This window comes from Conchiformibius kuhniae DSM 17694, from assembly GCF_000428785.1.
In the GTDB taxonomy this organism is placed as follows: domain Bacteria; phylum Pseudomonadota; class Gammaproteobacteria; order Burkholderiales; family Neisseriaceae; genus Conchiformibius; species Conchiformibius kuhniae.
In genome coordinates, this window is record NZ_AUAP01000001.1 from 204,058 (window position 1) to 220,719 (window position 16,662).

Below are 16,662 nucleotides of genomic sequence, written 5' to 3' on the forward strand. Positions count from 1 at the left end.
GCGTCAAAAAAACGCTTTTCAGGCAGTCTGAAAAGCGTTTTTGATTATGGCTACAGTTTTAATGGGCGCAAAACTCTACGGTTTCCCAACCACTGCCGCGCAAGGTAATCCGATGCACGCCGTTTTGTTTGGCAACAAATTCGCATGAACCGCTATCGCAGCCCAAAGAGCGCAGTTGGCTCGGATTGGTGACAATATAACGTGCTGAAATATTGTTTACTTGCAAAGTTTGCCCTGCTTTCAGCTTCAAGGTAAAGGTGGTATTGCCGTAAGCCTTGCCCGAATAGCTGCCGCAATAACTGCCTTTTGCAAATTTAATCGGCACGGCGGCTTGTGCCGGAACTGCCGCCGCAAACAAAACTGCCGCCATGGTTAAAGCCAAAGTTTTCATCATCAAAATCCTTTTTCAGAGTTGGAAGAAATCATAAGCATTGATACATTCTACTACATCATTGCCCGTTATGCTTGCATTTCATGAAAAAAAACGCTTTTCAGGCAGCCTGAAAAGCGTTTTCCCATCATAAGCGATTGATTATTTGCCCCACATTTGCGCGTCCACCGCCGTCAGCGCCACCATATTCACAATGCGGCGCACGGTAGATTGCGGCGTGATGATGTGCACGGGCTTGTTCATGCCCATCAAAATCGGGCCTACGGTAATGCCGTTGGTGGCATGCACGCGCATCAGATTGTAGCTGATGTTCGCCGCTTCCACATTCGGCATCACCAGCAGGTTTGCCGCACCGTGCAGCGTGGTTTCGGGGAAAGTCTGCTTGCGCAGGGTTTCGTCCAACGCCAAATCCGCCTGCATTTCGCCGTCCACTTCCAAATCCGCGTCCAATTCGCGCAGCAGTTCTAAAGCCTGTTGCATTTTGGTGCTGTCTTTGTCCACATGCGAACCGAAATTGGAGTTGGACACCAGCGCGACTTTCGGCTGCAAACCGAAGCGTTTGATTTCTTTGGCACACATCATCGTGCCTTGCGCCAATTGTTCGGCGGTGGGGTCGTGAATGACATAGGTGTCGGCAATAAAGAAATTGCCTTTGTTGGTGATGACGGCGTTCATGGCGAAGGCGTTTTTTTGCGGATTGTCGTAGCCGATGACTTCTTCCATGATTTCAAAATGGTCGTAAAAACGCCCCATCGTGCCGCAGACCATGCCGTCTGCGTGTCCCAAACGCACCATCGCCGCGCCCACCAGCGTGGTGTTGGCAATCACGCGGCGGCGCGCCATTTTGGCAGTTACGCCGCGCCGTTTGAGCAGGTCGTAATAAAGCTGCCAGCTTTCTTCGTAATACGGGTTTTCGGTCATGTCCACCAGTTCAAAGTCTTTGCCTGCCTGAATGGTCAAACCTTGCGCCTGCAAACGCGCTTCCACGATTTCCTTGCGTCCGACCAAAATCGGAAACGCCAGTTTTTGTGCGACAATTTGCTGGGCGGCGTGCAATACGCGCTCGTCTTCGCCCTCGCTCAAGACGATGCGTTTGATGTCTTTTTTCGCCTGTGAGAACACGGGGCGCATAATCAGGCTGGTTTTGTAGATTTGCTGGTTCAGCTTTTCCACATAGGCATCAAGGTCGGCAATCGGGCGGGTCGCCACGCCGGAATCCATCGCGGCTTTGGCAACGGCGGGGGCGATGCGGGCAATCAGGCGCGGGTCAAACGGTTTGGGAATCAGGTAGTCCGCGCCGAATTTCAGTTCTTCGCCGCCGTATGCGCCCGCCACCACGTCGTTGGATTCCGCCAATGCCAAATCCGCAATCGCATGTACGCACGCCAACTTCATTTCTTCGTTGATGGTGGTCGCGCCCACGTCCAAGGCGCCCCGAAAAATAAACGGGAAACACAGTACATTATTGACTTGGTTGGGGAAGTCGGAACGCCCTGTGCCGATAATCACATCGGGACGCACGGCTTTGGCTTCGGGCGGCCAGATTTCCGGTTGCGGGTTGGCGAGGGCGAACACCATCGGATGTTCCGCCATGGTTTGGAGCATTTCCGGTTTCAACACGTTGGCGCCCGACAAGCCCAAGAAAATGTCTTTGCCGTTTACCGCGTCCGCCAATACGCGCTGACCGTTGTCTTCAATTGCGTAACGCACTTTGGATTCGTCCATGCGTTCGCGGTCTTCGCGGGTGGTGTAAATCACGCCTTTGGAGTCGCACACGGTGATGTGTTCGCGCTTCATGCCCAGCGCCACCAGCAAATCCAAGCAGGCAATTGCCGCCGCGCCCGCGCCGGAACACACCAGCGTTACATCGGCAATGTCTTTTTTAATCAGGCGCAAGCCGTTCAACACGGCGGCGGCGGTGATGATGGCGGTGCCGTGCTGGTCGTCGTGGAACACGGGAATGTTGCAGCGTTCGCGCAGTTTTTTCTCGATGTAAAAACATTCGGGGGCTTTGATGTCTTCCAAGTTGATGCCGCCGAAAGTCGGCTCCAGCGAAGCGATGATGTCCACCAGTTTGTCGGGGTCGGTTTCGTTCACTTCAATGTCAAACACGTCGATGTCGGCGAATTTTTTAAACAATACGCCCTTACCTTCCATCACCGGTTTGCCGGCGAGTGCGCCGATGTTGCCCAAACCCAGCACCGCCGTGCCGTTGGAAATCACGGCAACGAGATTGCCGCGCGCGGTGTATTTGTAGGAAGCAAGCGGGTCGGCGTGAATTTCCATGCACGGCGCGGCCACGCCCGGTGAATACGCCAGCGACAAATCGTATTGGGTCGCCAAGGGCTTGGTGGGGGCGACTTGGATTTTGCCGGGTGTGGGAAATTCGTGAAAATGCAGGGCGGCTTCTTTGATATGTTCGTCCATAGGGCTGGTTCTTTCTCTGGTCTGAAAGTGAAAAACGGTTGGAATTGTACTCCCAAACCCGATGGGGCTGAAAGCACCGGCACGATATTTTGCCCATAGCCGCCGCGATATTGCTTAATCAAAGGTGGGGCGATACAATCGGCACATTGTTTTTATAAATCCGAATAAAGGAGTTTGAGATGGCAATCATCGGCATTGTCATGGGCAGCAACAGCGACTGGCCCGTGATGGAACACGCCGCCCGCGTTCTGACGGATTTCGGCGTGGACTACGAAGCGCGGGTGGTGTCGGCGCACCGCACCCCCGATTTGATGTTTGACTACGCCAAATCCGCCCGCCGGCGCGGTTTGCAGGCGATTATCGCCGGTGCGGGCGGCGCGGCGCACCTGCCCGGCATGATTGCCAGTCAAACCACCCTGCCCGTGTTGGGCGTGCCCGTGCCGAGCAAATACCTGCGCGGCGAAGATTCGCTGCTGTCCATCGTGCAAATGCCCAAAGGCGTTCCCGTAGCCACCTTTGCCATCGGCGAAGCGGGCGCGGCAAACGCGGCTTTGTTTGCCGTGTCGCTGCTGGCGAACCGCGATGCGGACTTGGCACAAAAACTCGCCGGCTTCCGTCAAAAACAAAGCGATACCGTCTTGGCAATGCAACTGCCGCCCGTTCAGGCAGCCTGAAAACCCCACTTCCCGCACAAACACCATGAAACTGTTAGACACATTCAACACCGAACCGCACATTACCTTTGAACAGCAAAACAAAGTCGGCATTCTGCTGATGAATCTGGGCACGCCCGAACGCCCCACCCCCGAATCCTTAAGCCCCTACCTGCGCCGTTTCCTGTCTGACCGCCGCGTGGTGGAACTGCCCGGCTTTTTGTGGAAACCCCTGCTGCGTTTCGCCGTCATTCCCCTGCGCGCCAAACACGTTGCCGAAAACTACGGGCGCGTGTGGCTGAACGAAGGCTCGCCGCTCAAAGTGTTTACCGAACGCCAATGCGAAGGCCTGCGCCAACGCCTGCCCGACAATATTTACATTGAATACGCCATGAGTTACAGCGAACCTTTCGCATCGCAAGCCCTTGCCAAACTCAAGGCCAACGGCGTGGGACGCGTGCTGGTGTTGCCGCTTTACCCGCAATACGCCGCCAGCAGCACCGGCGCGGCGGTGGACAAAGTGTTGAACGTACTGCTCAAACAGCGCAACCAAATGTCGCTGCGCACCGTATCGCGCTTTTACGACCACGAGGGTTACATCAAAGCCCTTGCCGCGCAAATCCGCAACTACCGTGCCGAACACGGCGCGGGCGAAATGCTGATGTTCAGTTTTCACGGCATTCCGCAAATGCAGCACGACAAAGGCGACCCCTACCCGCACGAATGCCGTAAAACCGCGCAACTGGTCGCCGCCGAACTGGGCTTGGGCGAACAGGACTACACCGTTTCTTTCCAAAGCCAGTTCGGAAAAGGCAAATGGCTGAAACCGAGTACGCAGGATTTGTTCGTCTCGCTGCCGAAAAAGGACAAAATCAAGAAATTGGACGTGGTTTGCCCCGGCTTTGTTTCCGATTGTTTGGAAACGATGGAGGAAATCGCCATCGCCGGACGCGAGGAATTTTTTGCCAACGGCGGCGAGCAGTTCCACTACATTCCCTGCCTGAACGACCACCCGCTTTGGCTGGACGCTTTGGCGGATTTGGCGAAAGACAATTTGCAAAGTTGGGTAAGTTACAGCCTTTGATTTGAAAAAGGAAAGCGTATGTCTGCATTATACGAGCGCGATTTTGCCGCGTGGGCGGCGGAACAGGCAGGATTGTTGCGGGCGGGCGTGATTGACGGGCTGGATTTTGCCAATTTGGCGGAAGAAGTGGAAAGCATGGGAAAAAGCGAACAACGCAGCTTGGAAAACCGCCTGATTGTCCTGATTTGCCACCTGCTCAAATGGCGTTACCAACCGCAACGGCGCGGCGCATCGTGGCAAGCCACCATTCGCGAACAAAGGCTGCGGCTGCGCCGTTTGCTGCGCGAATCGCCCAGCCTGAACAGATACTTGCAAGACCATGATTTTCTTGAAGACGTATGGACATACGCCGTAGCCGCCGCCATTCGCGAAACCGATTTGGACATTTTTCCCGAACACGCCGTGTGGCCGGTGGAAACCGTTTTGGAAGACGGTTTTCTGCCCGATGCCGTTGGTGGCGAAAGCAATATTGAATAAGGATTGCCAACATGAAAAAAATTGAAGCCGTCATCAAACCGTTCAAGCTGGACGATGTGCGCGAAGCCTTAACCGAAATCGGCATCACCGGCATGACCGTCAGCGAAGTCAAGGGCTTCGGGCGGCAGCGCGGGCACACTGAAATCTATCGCGGCGCGGAATACGCGGTGGATTTTCTGCCGAAAGTGAAACTGGAATTGGTGCTGCCCGATGATTTGGTGGAACGCGCGGTGGAAACGATTATGGACACCGCCCGTTCCGGCAAAATCGGCGACGGCAAAATTTTTATCCTGCCGGTGGAAGAGGTTATCCGTATCCGTACCGGCGAAACGGCGGAAGCGGCGGTTTAACGTTTTAACGTTTGGAACGTTTCAGGCTGCCTGAAATAAGGAAACGCATGACCCTAATCAGCATCACTTTGATTATTTTAGCATTAACCCTGCTGCTGGTGGGCGCGGCGGGGACGGTTTATCCCGCGTTGCCCGGCCTGCCGGTGATGTTCGGCGGTGCGTGGCTGCTCGCCTACGCGCAAAATTACCAAGTCATTGAAGCGGCAACGGTTTGGCTGTTGCTGCTGCCGCTCGCATTCGGCATGGCGATGGATTTTGTCGCCGGTTTGCTCGGCGCGAAATACACGGGCGCAGGCAAACAGGCTTTGTGGGGCGCGTTTGTCGGCGGGATTGCGGGCATCTTTTTCGGCATCGCGGGGCTGCTGCTGGGGCCGCTTATCGGCGCGGCGGTCGGCGAATTTGCCGCCAAACGCGATTTGCTGAAAGCGGGCAAGGTCGGCATCGGCACGTTTGCGGGCTTTATTGTCGGCACGGCGGCGAAAATCGGTGCGGCTTTGGTGATTTTGCTGACGGTGGCGGCGGAATATATTTTGTATTGGTTTTAAAGGAAAAACTATGAAGAGGAAAATCTTGTTATTGGTCTTAAGCTTGGGCGCAACGGCAACGCACGCTGCCGCGCCGCTTTCCTGCAAAACGCTGAAAAGCGGTTTTCACAACCATCAGCGTTGCGTGTTTGCCGGTAACAGCCTCGAACAAGCCTATCGCGCTTTGCGGAGCCGGTTGGTGCGCGAAAATCCCACCCTTGCACCGGTATTTCCCGCCAATCTGCCCGCCCAAAGCCAAACCCGCACCCGTAAAAAAGATAACGGAGACTGCGGCATCAACGAACGCACGGTCGAATTTAAACGCGGCAACGGCACGGCAAGCATGAAAATTAGCGGCGGCAACGACTGTGTGGCGGAAGACGGCTATGAACTGCGCTTGCGCCAAGAGCGCGGTAAAACCATCATTGACCACCATTCTTACGCATCTTAAACAGCAAATATCCACACCATGTTGCAAAGCACAGGGCTGCACATAAAGCACAGCCCGATGTCTTGCCCTGATTCGAACGGGCTTACAAAACCATCATGCGTTTAAGATAACCGGGCATGGCGGGCGGCTCTTTGATGGCGAGCAGCTCGTCTGCCAAAGCCAAATATGCCTGTGTGCCTTTGGCTTTTTCGTCATATGCCAAAGCGGGCATGCCGTGGCTGGGTGCTTCTGCCAAACGCACGTTGCGCGGAATGGTGGTTTCCAGCACCCTTTGCCCGAAATAGTGGCGCAGTTGGCTGCTCACTTCCAGCGACAAGCGGTTTTGGCTGGTAAACATCACAAACACCACGCCCGCGATGTCGAGCTTGGGGTTGATGGTTTGGCGGATGCGCCGAATAGTGGAGAGCAAATCGGAAATCCCTTCCAAAGCGTAGTATTCGCACACCATCGGAATCAAAACGCTGTCGGCGGCCGCCAAGCCGTTGAGCATCAGCAGCGATAAGGTGGGCGGGCAGTCAATCAATATGTGGTCGTAGTCGGCGGCAACGGCAGCAATCGCGTTTTTCAGGCACAGTTCGCCGGCGGGAAAATCCATCAGGCGCACGTCGATGCCGGTCAAATCGCGGTTGGACGCCAATACGTCATAATGCCCTGTTTCGCTGCGCAGCATCGCGCTGCGGATGTCGGTTTCGCCCAGCAGGACGTGGCGCGTGCCCGCCGTAAAGGTGTTTTTGTCCACGCCGCTGCCCATGGTGGCATTGCCCTGCGGGTCGAGGTCGATGAGCAGCACCCGTTTGCCGCGATGGGCGAACGATGCCGCCAAGTTTACGGCGGTGGTGGTTTTGCCCACGCCGCCTTTTTGGTTGCACACGGTCAGGATTTTTTGTGTCATGGTTCAGCCTTTCTGCGGGCGCATCAGCACCATGTGCCGTTCCGCGTTCAAATCCGGTACTTGCAGCCTGTCGATGCGGAACACGTCCACATCGGCGGGAACGTGTTCCAATTCTTCGTAAGGATACACGCCTTTCATCGCCGCCCAATAGCCGTTTTCGTTGAGCAGGTGCTTGGTCAGGGCGATGAAGTCGTCCAACTGGGCAAAGGCGCGGCTGGTAACCACATCGACTTTTTTGTCGTGCATCGCTTCCACGCGCCCCGTTGCCACGGTAACGTTGTTCAGCCCCAATTCAATGACCGCCTGTTGCAAAAACGTGGTTTTTTTGGTGTTTGCGTCCAGCAGGGTGATGTGCAAATCGGGACGGCAGATGGCGGTGGGAATGCCCGGCATGCCGCCGCCCGACCCTACGTCCATCAGCGTGGCGGCGTCTGCCACATAGGGCAGCAGCGTCAGGCTGTCGAGCAGGTGGTGTCCGACCATTTGCGCTTCATCGCGCAGGGCGGTAAGGTTGTAGGTGGCATTCCATTTTTTCAGCAGCGCAATGTATTCCAACAACAAAAGCTGTTGCGCCGCATCCAATTCCAGACCCATTTGTTGCAAACCGTTTTTCAGGCGGTTTTTCAAATCGGAACTCATCGTGTTTTCCTTCAAAACATCTATGGCGCAATGCTAACCCAATTTGTCAAATCAGGTAAAGCATTCGCGTGCAAAACCCGTGCGCCCAAACTTTGATACAATACCGCTTTTCTGCCAGAATTGAGAAGTCTGTTCCCATGTCGCATTTAGAAACTTGGATTGGTTTGCGCTATCTGCGTGCCAAAAAACGCAGTGGTTTCATGTCGTTTATCTCGATGATTTCCATACTCGGCATCGCTTTGGGCGTGATTGCGCTGATTTTGGTGTTGTCGGTGGTCAATGGTTTTCAAAAAGACATTCGCGGTCAGTTGCTGAACATCGCCCCGCATGCCGAAGTGTTTTTCCATCAGGCGCAGGAAGGGCAGACGTGGCACGCGCTGCAAAAGCAGTTGGACGGCAAACAGGGCATTTCCGCCACCGCGCCGTTTACCGCCAATCAGGCACTGATTGCCAATGCGGGCGAAGTGCGCGGCGTGCAGTTGCGCGGGGTGCTGCCCGACACCGAAAAAAAAGTGGTCGAATACGGCAACAACATGCCGCAAGGCTCGTTTGATGCGCTCAAATCCGATGAATTTAACATTCTGCTGGGCGAAAAACTCGCCGAAGCGGTCGGTGCGGAAACGGGCAACAAAGTTACCCTGATTACCCCCGAAGGCAACGTTACCCCCGCCGGCGTGGTGCCGCGCCTGAAGCAGTTCAATGTGGCGGGCATCATCAAAACGGGCTTTGACGAAGCGGACGCGACTTTGGCACTGATTCATCTGGACGATGCGAAAAAGCTCTACCGTTTGGAAGATGCCCATGTGGGCTTGCGTTTGCGCTTGGACGACCCGCAAAACGCCCCCGCCGTGATGGACAAGCTGCTGCCCCCCGCGCAGCGCGACAACCTGACCGTTGTCAATTGGACGGACAACAACCGCAGCTATTTCAATGCGGTGGAAATGGAAAAACGCATGCTCACCCTGCTGCTTACCTGCATCATCGTGGTGGCGGCGTTTAATTTGGTTTCTTCGCTGGTGATGGCGGTTACCGACAAGCAGTCCGACATCGCCATTTTGCGGACGCTGGGGCTGTCGCCCGGCGGGGTGATGAAGATTTTCATCGTGCAGGGCATGGTGGCGGGCTTGCTGGGTACGTTTTTCGGCGTGGTCATCGGCGTGCTGCTGGCATGGAAAATCGGTGCGGTTGTCGCCTTTGTGGAAGGTCTGTTCGGGGTCAAGCTGATTGCCGCGCAAGTGTATTTTCTCAACTATCTGCCCAGCGACATTCAGGTGTCGGACGTGGTCGGCGTGGCACTGATTTCGCTGCTGCTGTCGTTTTTGGCAACGCTCTACCCGAGCCTGAGCGCGGCGCGTACCCAACCTGCGGAGGCTTTGCGTTATGAATAAGCAAACCGTGCTTTCCTGCCGCAATGTCGGCAAAACCTATCGGGACGGCACCTTGAACGTGGACGTGCTGCACGATTTGAATCTGGACATTTATCAGGGGCAGAGCGTGAGCATCATCGGTGCATCGGGAAGCGGCAAATCCACGCTGCTGCACATTTTGGGCGGTTTGGACACGCCCACTGTCGGCACGGTGTCGCTGATGGGGCTGGATTTGTCCAAGCTCGGTCAGGCGCGTTTGGGCAAGCTGCGTAATCAGTATTTGGGCTTTGTGTATCAGTTTCATCATTTGCTGGGCGAGTTCAGTGCTTTGGAAAATGTGATGATGCCCTTGCTGATTGGGCGCATGCCCCGTGCCGAAGCCCAAGAACGGGCGGCGGCGATGTTGGAAAAGGTCGGCTTGGGGCAACGCTTGCTGCACCGTCCCACCGAGCTCTCCGGCGGCGAACGCCAGCGTGCCGCGATTGCCCGCGCCTTGGTCAAACAGCCGCAGTGCCTGTTGGCAGACGAACCCACCGGCAACCTTGACCGCAACAATGCCCGCAACATTCTCGACATGATGCTGGAGTTAAAGCAGGAATTGGGGACGGCGCTGATTGTCGTTACCCACGATGACGAATTGGCGCAGCGTTTCGAGCATACGCTGCACATGCGGGACGGGAAGTTGCAGTCTGTGAAATAATTTAAATTAAAATAAATAGTTATGCGTATGCGTATGCGTATGCGTATGCGTATGCGTATGCGTTGCGGGCGTGGCGGCGGTGCCGGTGTGCGTGCATGGCGACACGCCCCGTGCTTTTGCTTCCGGTGTCGCGGCGGTGATACAATGTAAAGGTTGGCGCACGGGTTGCCCGCGCAGCCTCATGCGCAGCCCTGATTCGGACGGGGCGGCGCCCCGCCCGAACAAAAGCGGTTCTGCCACCGTAAACGGCGGGGTTTCAAACCGAAAAGGAATTGTGATGAAACGTTTTTCCCTAATTTTTTCCGTGCTGTCCGTTGGTCTGCTGGGGGCGTGCAGCCATCGTGCTTCGCTGGTGCCCGGCAGCACCGTCCACACCCACAATAAAGACGTGATTGTGGTGGCAGATGCCGCCGAGCGCGATTTGAACAACCAAACCGCCGTGTATCCGGTTACGTTTGCCTTGCTGGAAAACATGCGCCAAAGCGGTGTGCGTCCGCGTGCCAATCCCGCTTTGGAAAACTTGAAAAAACAATACAGCTACAAAATCGGCAGTGGTGATGTGTTGTCGGTGAAGGTGTGGAACCAGCCCGATTTGAACGCGTTTTCCGGCAGCGCGGGCGGCGGCAGGCAAACCGCTCAAGGCACTTGGGTGGACGAGAGCGGTCATATTTTTTATCCTTTGGCGGGCAAAATCCATGTGCGCGGCAAAACCCTGACGCAGGTGCGCCAGTTGCTGACCGAGCGTTTGCAGCGCTATTTCAAAGAACCGCAGGTAGATGTGAACATCACCGAATTTCGTTCGCAAAGCGTGTCGGTGGGCGGGGCGGTGAAGCAAAGCGGCAAATTCCAACTGACCAACGTGCCGCTTACGCTGGTTGAAGCGGTGGCGCAGGCGGGCGGTTTGACCGAACAGGCAGATGCCGAACGCATCAAATGGACGCACAAAGGGCGCGAACGCACCGTTTCCCTGCACGATATTGTCGCGCACGGCGATTTGTCGCAAAACGGTCTGCTGGCAGACGGCGACACCGTTCACGTGCCGACCCGCGCCGATGTGCCGGTGTACGTGATGGGCGAGGTGGGCAAGCAGTCGGTGCTGACCATCGGCAGCAACGGCCTGAGCCTGACCGAAGCGTTGGCGCAATCGTCCGGCATCAACCAAAACATCGCCAATGCCACCGGCGTGTTCGTCATCCGCAACCGCCCCGACCGCCCCGATGGCAAAAGCATCCACGTTTACCAACTGAATCTGCAAGATGCCACCGCTTACGCGATGGGTACGCAGTTCAAGCTCAAACCGCAAGACGTGGTGTACGTAACCGCCGCACCGGTGGCGCGTTGGAACCGCGTGTTGTCGCAAATCATGCCTTCGGTAAACAGCTTCCTGCTGCTGAAGAACATTTTTTAAGGTTGTTGCGCCATGTTTGACAAAATTCTGGTGGTGTGTGTCGGCAACATCTGCCGTTCGCCCGTTGGCGAATATCTGCTCAAAGCCCGCTTGCCGGCGCGGGACATCGCTTCGGCGGGCGTGGGCGCATTGGTCGGACACCCCGCCGATGCCCAAGCCCTTGCCGCCGCCGCGCCCTACGGCATCGATTTGACCCCGCACCAAGCCCGCCAACTGACGGACGAAATGTGCCGCCGCTACGACCTGATTTTGGTGATGGAGCGCAAACTGATTGAAGCCGTGTGCGCCGTTTCGCCCGCCGCCCGCAGCAAAACCATGCTGTTCGGGCAATGGCTCGCGCAAGGCGACAAAGACATCGCCGACCCCTACCGCCAAAGCGACGACGTGTTCCGCATCACCTGCCAACGGCTGGCACAAGCCGCCGACCTGTGGGCGAACAAGCTGAAAAAATCCTGAATAACAACAACCTTACCAAAGCCATGTCCTCCTCCAACCACTCCGAACCCCGCCGCACCGAAGACGACGAAATCGACTTGGGTGAATTGTTCCAAACCCTGCTGTTCAACAAGCTGCCCATTATCCTGACCACCGCCATTTTCTGCATGGGCGGGGTGATTTACGCCCTGACCGCCACCCCCGTGTATCAGGCAGATGCCATGCTGGAAGTGGTCGGCAGCAAAAATCAGGTATTGGGCGAACTGTCCGACCTGCTCGCCGACAACCGCACGCCTGCCGACACCGAAATCGAACTCATCAAGTCGCGCTTGGTGCTGGGCAAAACCATCAACCAGCTCGGGCTGAACATCAACGTCCGCGCCGAGCCTTCCTTTATCGACCGTTTGCTGCCGGGCCCCAAACCGTCCAACACGGTGGAAATCGGCAGCTTTACCGTTCAGGAAGCATGGCAGAACCGCAGCTTTACCCTGATTGCACAGGGCCCGCAGGAATACACCGTCATCACCCCCGAAGGCGTGCGCCATAGCGGGCGCATCGGGCAAACCCTGTCGATGGGCAACGCCTTTTCCCTGCTGGTGAAAAAAATCGATGCCGGCTTGGGGCAGGAATTTGACCTGACCCGTTATTCCGACCTGTACGCCATCGAACAGATAAGACGCAGCCTGAACGTGGCTGCCAAAGGCAAAAACCTGCCCATCATCGGTTTGAGCATGACCGGCACCGAGCCTGCACAAATCGTCCGCACCATCAACGGCATCATCGACAACTATGTGGCGCAAAACCGCGACAAAGACATTCAAACCGCACAAAACGGCTTGAAATTCATCAACGAAGAGCTGCCGCGCCTGCACGAAGAGCTGCAAGAAGCCGAAAACCAACTGAACGAATACCGTACCCGCAACAAATCGCTGGACGTGCCAAGCGAAGCACGCGGCACGCTGGAAGGCTTGAACAAGCTGGAAATGCAAATGGTTGATTTGAGAACGGAAGAATCGGTGTTGTCGGAAGTGTATACCAAAGACCACCCCGCCTATAAAGCCTTGCGCGACAAAATACAGGTGTTGGAAGACGCCAAAAAACGCCTAAACAAGCAAATTACCGAAATGCCCGCCACCCAGCAGGAAATCGTGCGTTTGACCCGCAACGTTACCATCAAGCAGAATATTTACATTCAATTGCTGAACAAACGGCAGGAATTGGGCATTTTGCAGGCAAGTTCGCAGGGCAATGTCCGTGTGATTGACCGTGCGGCGGTGGGCGAACACCCCATCAAGCCGAAAAAGGCGATTATTGTGGCATTGGCAACGATGGTCGGTTTGTTGTTGGCGGTGATGGCGGTGCTTGCCAAAGCCATGTTCCGGCGCGGCATCGATTCGGTGGAAGCCATTGAGGTGTTGGGTGTGGACGTGGTCGCCAGCATTCCCCATTCGGAGCAGCAAGACAAATCCGATGCCGCCTTCCGCAAACTCAGACGCAGCAAAAACGACAATGCCCGTTCCAATACGCTGATTAGCCTGAAAAACCCCGTTGATGCCAGCGTTGAGGCCTTGCGGGCGCTGCGTACCAACCTGCATTTCAGCACCATCGACAATCCGAACAAAACCATTATGGTGTCGGGGGCGACGCCGCAGGTGGGCAAAACGTTTGTGGCGGCGAATTTGGCGGTGTTGCTGGCGCAAACCAATCAAAAGGTTTTGTTTGTGGATGCCGATATGCGTCAGGGCTACGCGCACAATTTGTTCGGCGTGGAAAGCGGCGGCGGTTTGTCGGACATGCTGCACGCTTCGCATACCAATTATAAGAAGTTTATCCAAAGCACGCAGACGGAAAATCTGCATTTGATGACGCGGGGCGCCGGCTCGGACGATGCGGCGGAGCTGTTGCAGAAGAAGCGTTTGCGCGAGTTTTTGCTGTGGGCGCAGAAGCAGTATGATTATGTGGTGCTGGACACGCCGCCGATTTTGGCGGTAACCGATGCGGCGATTATCGGTCAATACATGGGGACGTCCTTGCTGGTGTGCCAATTCGGCAAAACGGAAGTGAGCGATATGGAAGAGACCTTGGCGCGTTTCCGCCACAATCGGGTGGAGATTCACGGCATTGTGCTGAACGGTATCGAGCGGACGGCGAAAAATGCCTACAAGTATGATTATACGCGGGCTTATTATACCCGCCGCGACGGTGCCGACCGTCCGTCCGAATAGGAGCATGATGATGGTGAATCTGGAAACGCTGGTGTACGGCAAGCTCGGTGGTGCGGACGGCGCGGCGGCGGACGTGCTGCGTTGCAGTCGGGATTTTTCCGATGCGGAACGGGCTTTGTTGGGCGAAATTTTACAAGATTTTGATTTTGATGGCGACCAAGCTCGGGCTTTGGTACACGCGGTGCGGCAGCAGCACGGGTTTGACCCCGATGCGGCGCACATCGGTGATGACGATGAAGACGGCGCGGGGGTGTGCGCGCATTGTCTGAATCCGCCCGCGCCGCCCTTGCGCGACTATTATTTGTGGCGGCAGCAGCGCGGCGCATCGGGGCAGGGGGAGAATGCGTGATGATGAATGTGTGGAATCCTGTGATTGATTTGAAAATCGTCCGCCCCGAGTTGGCAGGACGTTTGCCCGCGTATGCCACTGCGGGTGCGGCGGGTTTGGATTTGCACGCCTGCATCGGCGCGGCACTGACGCTCGCGCCGCAGCAAACGGAGTTGGTGCCGACCGGCATCGCCGTGCATTTGGCAGACCCGCATTTGGCGGCGGTGCTGCTGCCGCGTTCGGGCTTGGGGCATAAGCACGGCATTGTGTTGGGCAATCTGGTGGGGCTGATTGATGCCGATTATCAGGGCGAAATCATGGTGTCGGTGTGGAACCGCAGCCAAACGGATTTTGTCATACAGCCGTTTGAGCGCATTGCGCAAATGATGATTGTGCCGGTGGTGCGCGCGCAGTTCCGGCAAGTGGCGGATTTTGATGCCAGCGCGCGCGGCACGGGCGGTTTTGGCAGCACCGGCAGGCTGTAGGGCGTGTTGTTATTAAAATTTTTATATTGAAAATCAGTGTTATATAAAAAATTCCGTCATTCCCGCGAATATGGGAATCCATTGCCCGATGACTTGCAGACCGTGGTTTATCGGGGTTTGTGTGAATGTGTCGTTGGATTCCCGTTGGCGCGGGAATGATGGTGCTGTGTTTTTTCAGTCAGTTGATGACACGCTGTGGCGGGCGGTTGGTGCCGTTTTGCCCGTTTGCACACTTATTTGCAACACTTGTTGCCGCCGCAGCCGCCAATCGCCGCCGTGCCGTTTCCACCCGACCGCCAAACCAGTACAATAACCGCATACCGTTTGCGCCCGCACCCGCAGGGCAGCAACCGACATGCGGCTGTTGCGGCTGAAACCGAATAAAGAATTGATGATGGACTATCCCGACAACCGTTTTGATGCCGACGTGCAGGCACTGCACGCACCGCCGCACTCCGGCGAAGCCGAACAATCGGTTTTGGGCGGGCTGATGCTCGACAACTCGGCGTGGGACAGAATTGCCGACATGGTCAGCGCCGATGATTTTTACCGCCACGAACACAGGCTGATTTTCCGCGCCATTGCCACGCTCATGAACGAGAGCCGTCCTGCCGACGTGGTAACCGTGCAGGAATATTTGCAAAACCGTCATGAATTGGACGCGGCGGGCGGATTCAACTATCTGGTTACACTGGTGCAGACCACCCCGTCTGCCGCCAACATCCGCCGCTATGCCGAAATCGTGCGCGAACGCTCGGTTGTCCGCCAGCTTGCCGAAGTTGGAACGGAAATTGCTAGAAATGCCTATCAGCCGCAGGGCAAAACCGCCGAACAACTGCTTGACGAAGCAGAAAACAAAGTATTCCAAATTGCCGAAAGCACCGCCAAGGCCAAACGCGGCTTTTTGGACATGGCAGAGCTGGTGAGCCAAAACGTCGCCAAAATCGACAGGCTGTACCAGCGCGACAATCCCGAAGAAGTAACGGGCATTGCCACCGGCTTTGTGGACTTGGACCGCATGACTTCCGGCTTGCAGCCGGGCGATTTGATTATTGTGGCGGGGCGTCCCTCGATGGGCAAAACCGCCTTTGCCATCAACATCGCCGAAAACGTGGCGCTGGACAGCCAACTGCCCGTAGCGGTGTTTTCCATGGAAATGGGCGGGGCACAACTGGTGATGCGTATGCTCAGCTCGGTGGCGCGTATCGACCAAAACAGCTTGAAAAACGGCATTTTGGCAGACGGAGACTGGGATTTGCTCAATGCGGCGGTGTTCCGCCTGTCGGACGCGCCCATATTTATCGATGAAACGCCCGGCTTGACCGCCTTGGAAGTGCGCGCCCGTTCGCGCCGGCTCGCCCGCCGTTTCAACGGCAAACTCGGTTTGATTGTGATTGACTACCTGCAATTGATGTCCGGCTCGGGACGCAACGACAACCGCGCCGCCGAGCTTGGGGAAATTTCCCGCTCCATCAAAGCATTGGCAAAAGAATTGCAAGTGCCGGTCATTGCCCTGTCGCAATTGTCGCGCACGGTGGAACAAAGAACCGACAAACGTCCGATGATGTCGGATTTGCGCGAATCGGGCGCAATCGAGCAAGATGCCGATTTGATTATGTTCATGTACCGCGACGAATATTACACAAAAGAAAACAGCCAACACAAGGGCTTGGCGGAATGCATCATCGGCAAGCACCGCAACGGCCCGACAGGGCGGGTGTTTTTAACGTTTTTGGGGCAATTTACCCGCTTTGAAAGCACGCTGTACAACCCCGAATACGCTGCGGACGGTGCGTCCGCGCCGGCAGATGTGCCCGCGTATTGAG

The 16,662-nt window shown here is 56.1% G+C and carries 18 protein-coding genes; 14 read left to right on the plus strand and 4 right to left on the minus strand.

The genetic code is table 11. From position 1 onward, the window contains the following. Positions 1–58: 58 nt before the first annotated feature. Together G392_RS0101075 and G392_RS0101080 are read right to left on the minus strand one after the other, a co-directional pair. The gene (locus tag G392_RS0101075) at positions 59–394 is read right to left on the minus strand and encodes a hypothetical protein (protein ID WP_027008723.1); all 336 of its coding nucleotides are present in this window, start codon (positions 392–394) and stop codon (positions 59–61) included. 138 nt (positions 395–532) lie between these two features. After that, complete coding sequence (locus G392_RS0101080) at positions 533–2,818, minus strand: NADP-dependent malic enzyme (RefSeq protein WP_027008724.1); 2,286 nt, start codon at positions 2,816–2,818, stop codon at positions 533–535. A gap of 179 nt (positions 2,819–2,997) precedes the next feature. Between G392_RS0101080 and purE the strand changes: the two genes are divergently transcribed. Genes purE through G392_RS0101110 form a run of 6 tightly spaced genes read left to right on the plus strand, consistent with a single transcriptional unit; the run spans position 2,998 to position 6,357 of the window. Continuing rightward, positions 2,998–3,492, plus strand: a complete 495-nt coding sequence (purE, locus tag G392_RS0101085; RefSeq protein WP_027008725.1) for a 5-(carboxyamino)imidazole ribonucleotide mutase — start codon at positions 2,998–3,000, stop codon at positions 3,490–3,492. Positions 3,493–3,517: 25 nt separating this feature from the next. Beyond that, on the plus strand, positions 3,518–4,555 hold the full coding sequence (gene hemH, locus G392_RS0101090) for a ferrochelatase (protein ID WP_027008726.1): 1,038 nt from the start codon (positions 3,518–3,520) through the stop codon (positions 4,553–4,555). Positions 4,556–4,573: 18 nt separating this feature from the next. Beyond that, positions 4,574–5,032 (plus strand): DUF29 domain-containing protein, encoded by a 459-nt coding sequence (locus G392_RS0101095; RefSeq protein WP_027008727.1) that lies wholly within the window; start codon positions 4,574–4,576, stop codon positions 5,030–5,032. An 11-nt stretch (positions 5,033–5,043) separates the two neighbouring features. Continuing rightward, positions 5,044–5,382, plus strand: coding sequence for a P-II family nitrogen regulator (locus G392_RS0101100; protein ID WP_027008728.1), 339 nt, complete (start codon positions 5,044–5,046; stop codon positions 5,380–5,382). Between the two features lie 47 nt (positions 5,383–5,429). After that, a complete protein-coding gene (locus G392_RS0101105) occupies positions 5,430–5,927 on the plus strand; it encodes a DUF456 domain-containing protein (protein ID WP_211224330.1) in 498 nt (165 codons plus the stop codon). A 10-nt stretch (positions 5,928–5,937) separates the two neighbouring features. Continuing rightward, positions 5,938–6,357 carry a hypothetical protein gene (locus tag G392_RS0101110; protein WP_156900752.1) on the plus strand — a complete coding sequence of 140 codons (420 nt, stop codon included), beginning with the start codon at positions 5,938–5,940 and terminating at the stop codon, positions 6,355–6,357. Positions 6,358–6,439: 82 nt separating this feature from the next. Here the strand turns inward: G392_RS0101110 and G392_RS0101115 are convergent, their stop codons facing one another. Continuing rightward, positions 6,440–7,249, minus strand: coding sequence for a ParA family protein (locus tag G392_RS0101115; RefSeq protein WP_027008731.1), 810 nt, complete (start codon positions 7,247–7,249; stop codon positions 6,440–6,442). 3 nt (positions 7,250–7,252) lie between these two features. Then, on the minus strand, positions 7,253–7,888 hold the full coding sequence (rsmG, locus tag G392_RS0101120) for a 16S rRNA (guanine(527)-N(7))-methyltransferase RsmG (RefSeq protein ID WP_027008732.1): 636 nt from the start codon (positions 7,886–7,888) through the stop codon (positions 7,253–7,255). Positions 7,889–8,025: 137 nt separating this feature from the next. Between rsmG and G392_RS0101125 the strand changes: the two genes are divergently transcribed. From G392_RS0101125 to dnaB, 8 genes are all read left to right on the plus strand, one after another. Beyond that, complete coding sequence (locus G392_RS0101125; RefSeq protein ID WP_027008733.1) at positions 8,026–9,276, plus strand: lipoprotein-releasing ABC transporter permease subunit; 1,251 nt, start codon at positions 8,026–8,028, stop codon at positions 9,274–9,276. Further along, entirely contained in the window at positions 9,269–9,955 is a 687-nt protein-coding gene (lolD, locus tag G392_RS0101130) for a lipoprotein-releasing ABC transporter ATP-binding protein LolD (RefSeq protein ID WP_027008734.1), read from the plus strand. The genes G392_RS0101125 and lolD overlap by 8 nt, the downstream gene beginning before the upstream one ends. A 277-nt stretch (positions 9,956–10,232) precedes the next feature. After that, positions 10,233–11,363 (plus strand): polysaccharide export protein, encoded by a 1,131-nt coding sequence (locus G392_RS0101135; protein ID WP_034334198.1) that lies wholly within the window; start codon positions 10,233–10,235, stop codon positions 11,361–11,363. Positions 11,364–11,375: 12 nt separating this feature from the next. Next, on the plus strand, positions 11,376–11,819 hold the full coding sequence (locus G392_RS0101140; protein ID WP_027008736.1) for an arsenate reductase/protein-tyrosine-phosphatase family protein: 444 nt from the start codon (positions 11,376–11,378) through the stop codon (positions 11,817–11,819). Then, a complete protein-coding gene (locus G392_RS0101145; protein WP_245571898.1) occupies positions 11,792–14,023 on the plus strand; it encodes a polysaccharide biosynthesis tyrosine autokinase in 2,232 nt (743 codons plus the stop codon). Before G392_RS0101140 ends, G392_RS0101145 begins: the two co-directional genes overlap by 28 nt. 4 nt (positions 14,024–14,027) lie before the next feature. Beyond that, the gene (locus G392_RS0101150) at positions 14,028–14,372 is read left to right on the plus strand and encodes a hypothetical protein (RefSeq protein ID WP_245571899.1); all 345 of its coding nucleotides are present in this window, start codon (positions 14,028–14,030) and stop codon (positions 14,370–14,372) included. Beyond that, positions 14,372–14,836, plus strand: a complete 465-nt coding sequence (dut, locus tag G392_RS0101155) for a dUTP diphosphatase (RefSeq protein WP_027008739.1) — start codon at positions 14,372–14,374, stop codon at positions 14,834–14,836. Before G392_RS0101150 ends, dut begins: the two co-directional genes overlap by 1 nt. 391 nt (positions 14,837–15,227) lie before the next feature. Continuing rightward, a complete protein-coding gene (dnaB, locus tag G392_RS11730) occupies positions 15,228–16,661 on the plus strand; it encodes a replicative DNA helicase (RefSeq protein ID WP_051255498.1) in 1,434 nt (477 codons plus the stop codon). Position 16,662 lies beyond the last annotated feature (1 nt).

What these genes read in the sequence shown, in the direction of transcription:
- G392_RS0101075 (WP_027008723.1), bottom strand. Translation starts at nt 394, where the DNA reads ATGATGAAAACTTTGGCTTTAACCATGGCGGCAGTTTTGTTTGCGGCG.
- G392_RS0101080 (WP_027008724.1), bottom strand. Translation starts at nt 2,818, where the DNA reads ATGGACGAACATATCAAAGAAGCCGCCCTGCATTTTCACGAATTTCCC.
- purE (WP_027008725.1), top strand. Translation starts at nt 2,998, where the DNA reads ATGGCAATCATCGGCATTGTCATGGGCAGCAACAGCGACTGGCCCGTG.
- hemH (WP_027008726.1), top strand. Translation starts at nt 3,518, where the DNA reads ATGAAACTGTTAGACACATTCAACACCGAACCGCACATTACCTTTGAA.
- G392_RS0101095 (WP_027008727.1), top strand. Translation starts at nt 4,574, where the DNA reads ATGTCTGCATTATACGAGCGCGATTTTGCCGCGTGGGCGGCGGAACAG.
- G392_RS0101100 (WP_027008728.1), top strand. Translation starts at nt 5,044, where the DNA reads ATGAAAAAAATTGAAGCCGTCATCAAACCGTTCAAGCTGGACGATGTG.
- G392_RS0101105 (WP_211224330.1), top strand. Translation starts at nt 5,430, where the DNA reads ATGACCCTAATCAGCATCACTTTGATTATTTTAGCATTAACCCTGCTG.
- G392_RS0101110 (WP_156900752.1), top strand. Translation starts at nt 5,938, where the DNA reads ATGAAGAGGAAAATCTTGTTATTGGTCTTAAGCTTGGGCGCAACGGCA.
- G392_RS0101115 (WP_027008731.1), bottom strand. Translation starts at nt 7,249, where the DNA reads ATGACACAAAAAATCCTGACCGTGTGCAACCAAAAAGGCGGCGTGGGC.
- rsmG (WP_027008732.1), bottom strand. Translation starts at nt 7,888, where the DNA reads ATGAGTTCCGATTTGAAAAACCGCCTGAAAAACGGTTTGCAACAAATG.
- G392_RS0101125 (WP_027008733.1), top strand. Translation starts at nt 8,026, where the DNA reads ATGTCGCATTTAGAAACTTGGATTGGTTTGCGCTATCTGCGTGCCAAA.
- lolD (WP_027008734.1), top strand. Translation starts at nt 9,269, where the DNA reads ATGAATAAGCAAACCGTGCTTTCCTGCCGCAATGTCGGCAAAACCTAT.
- G392_RS0101135 (WP_034334198.1), top strand. Translation starts at nt 10,233, where the DNA reads ATGAAACGTTTTTCCCTAATTTTTTCCGTGCTGTCCGTTGGTCTGCTG.
- G392_RS0101140 (WP_027008736.1), top strand. Translation starts at nt 11,376, where the DNA reads ATGTTTGACAAAATTCTGGTGGTGTGTGTCGGCAACATCTGCCGTTCG.
- G392_RS0101150 (WP_245571899.1), top strand. Translation starts at nt 14,028, where the DNA reads ATGATGATGGTGAATCTGGAAACGCTGGTGTACGGCAAGCTCGGTGGT.
- dut (WP_027008739.1), top strand. Translation starts at nt 14,372, where the DNA reads ATGATGAATGTGTGGAATCCTGTGATTGATTTGAAAATCGTCCGCCCC.
- dnaB (WP_051255498.1), top strand. Translation starts at nt 15,228, where the DNA reads ATGATGGACTATCCCGACAACCGTTTTGATGCCGACGTGCAGGCACTG.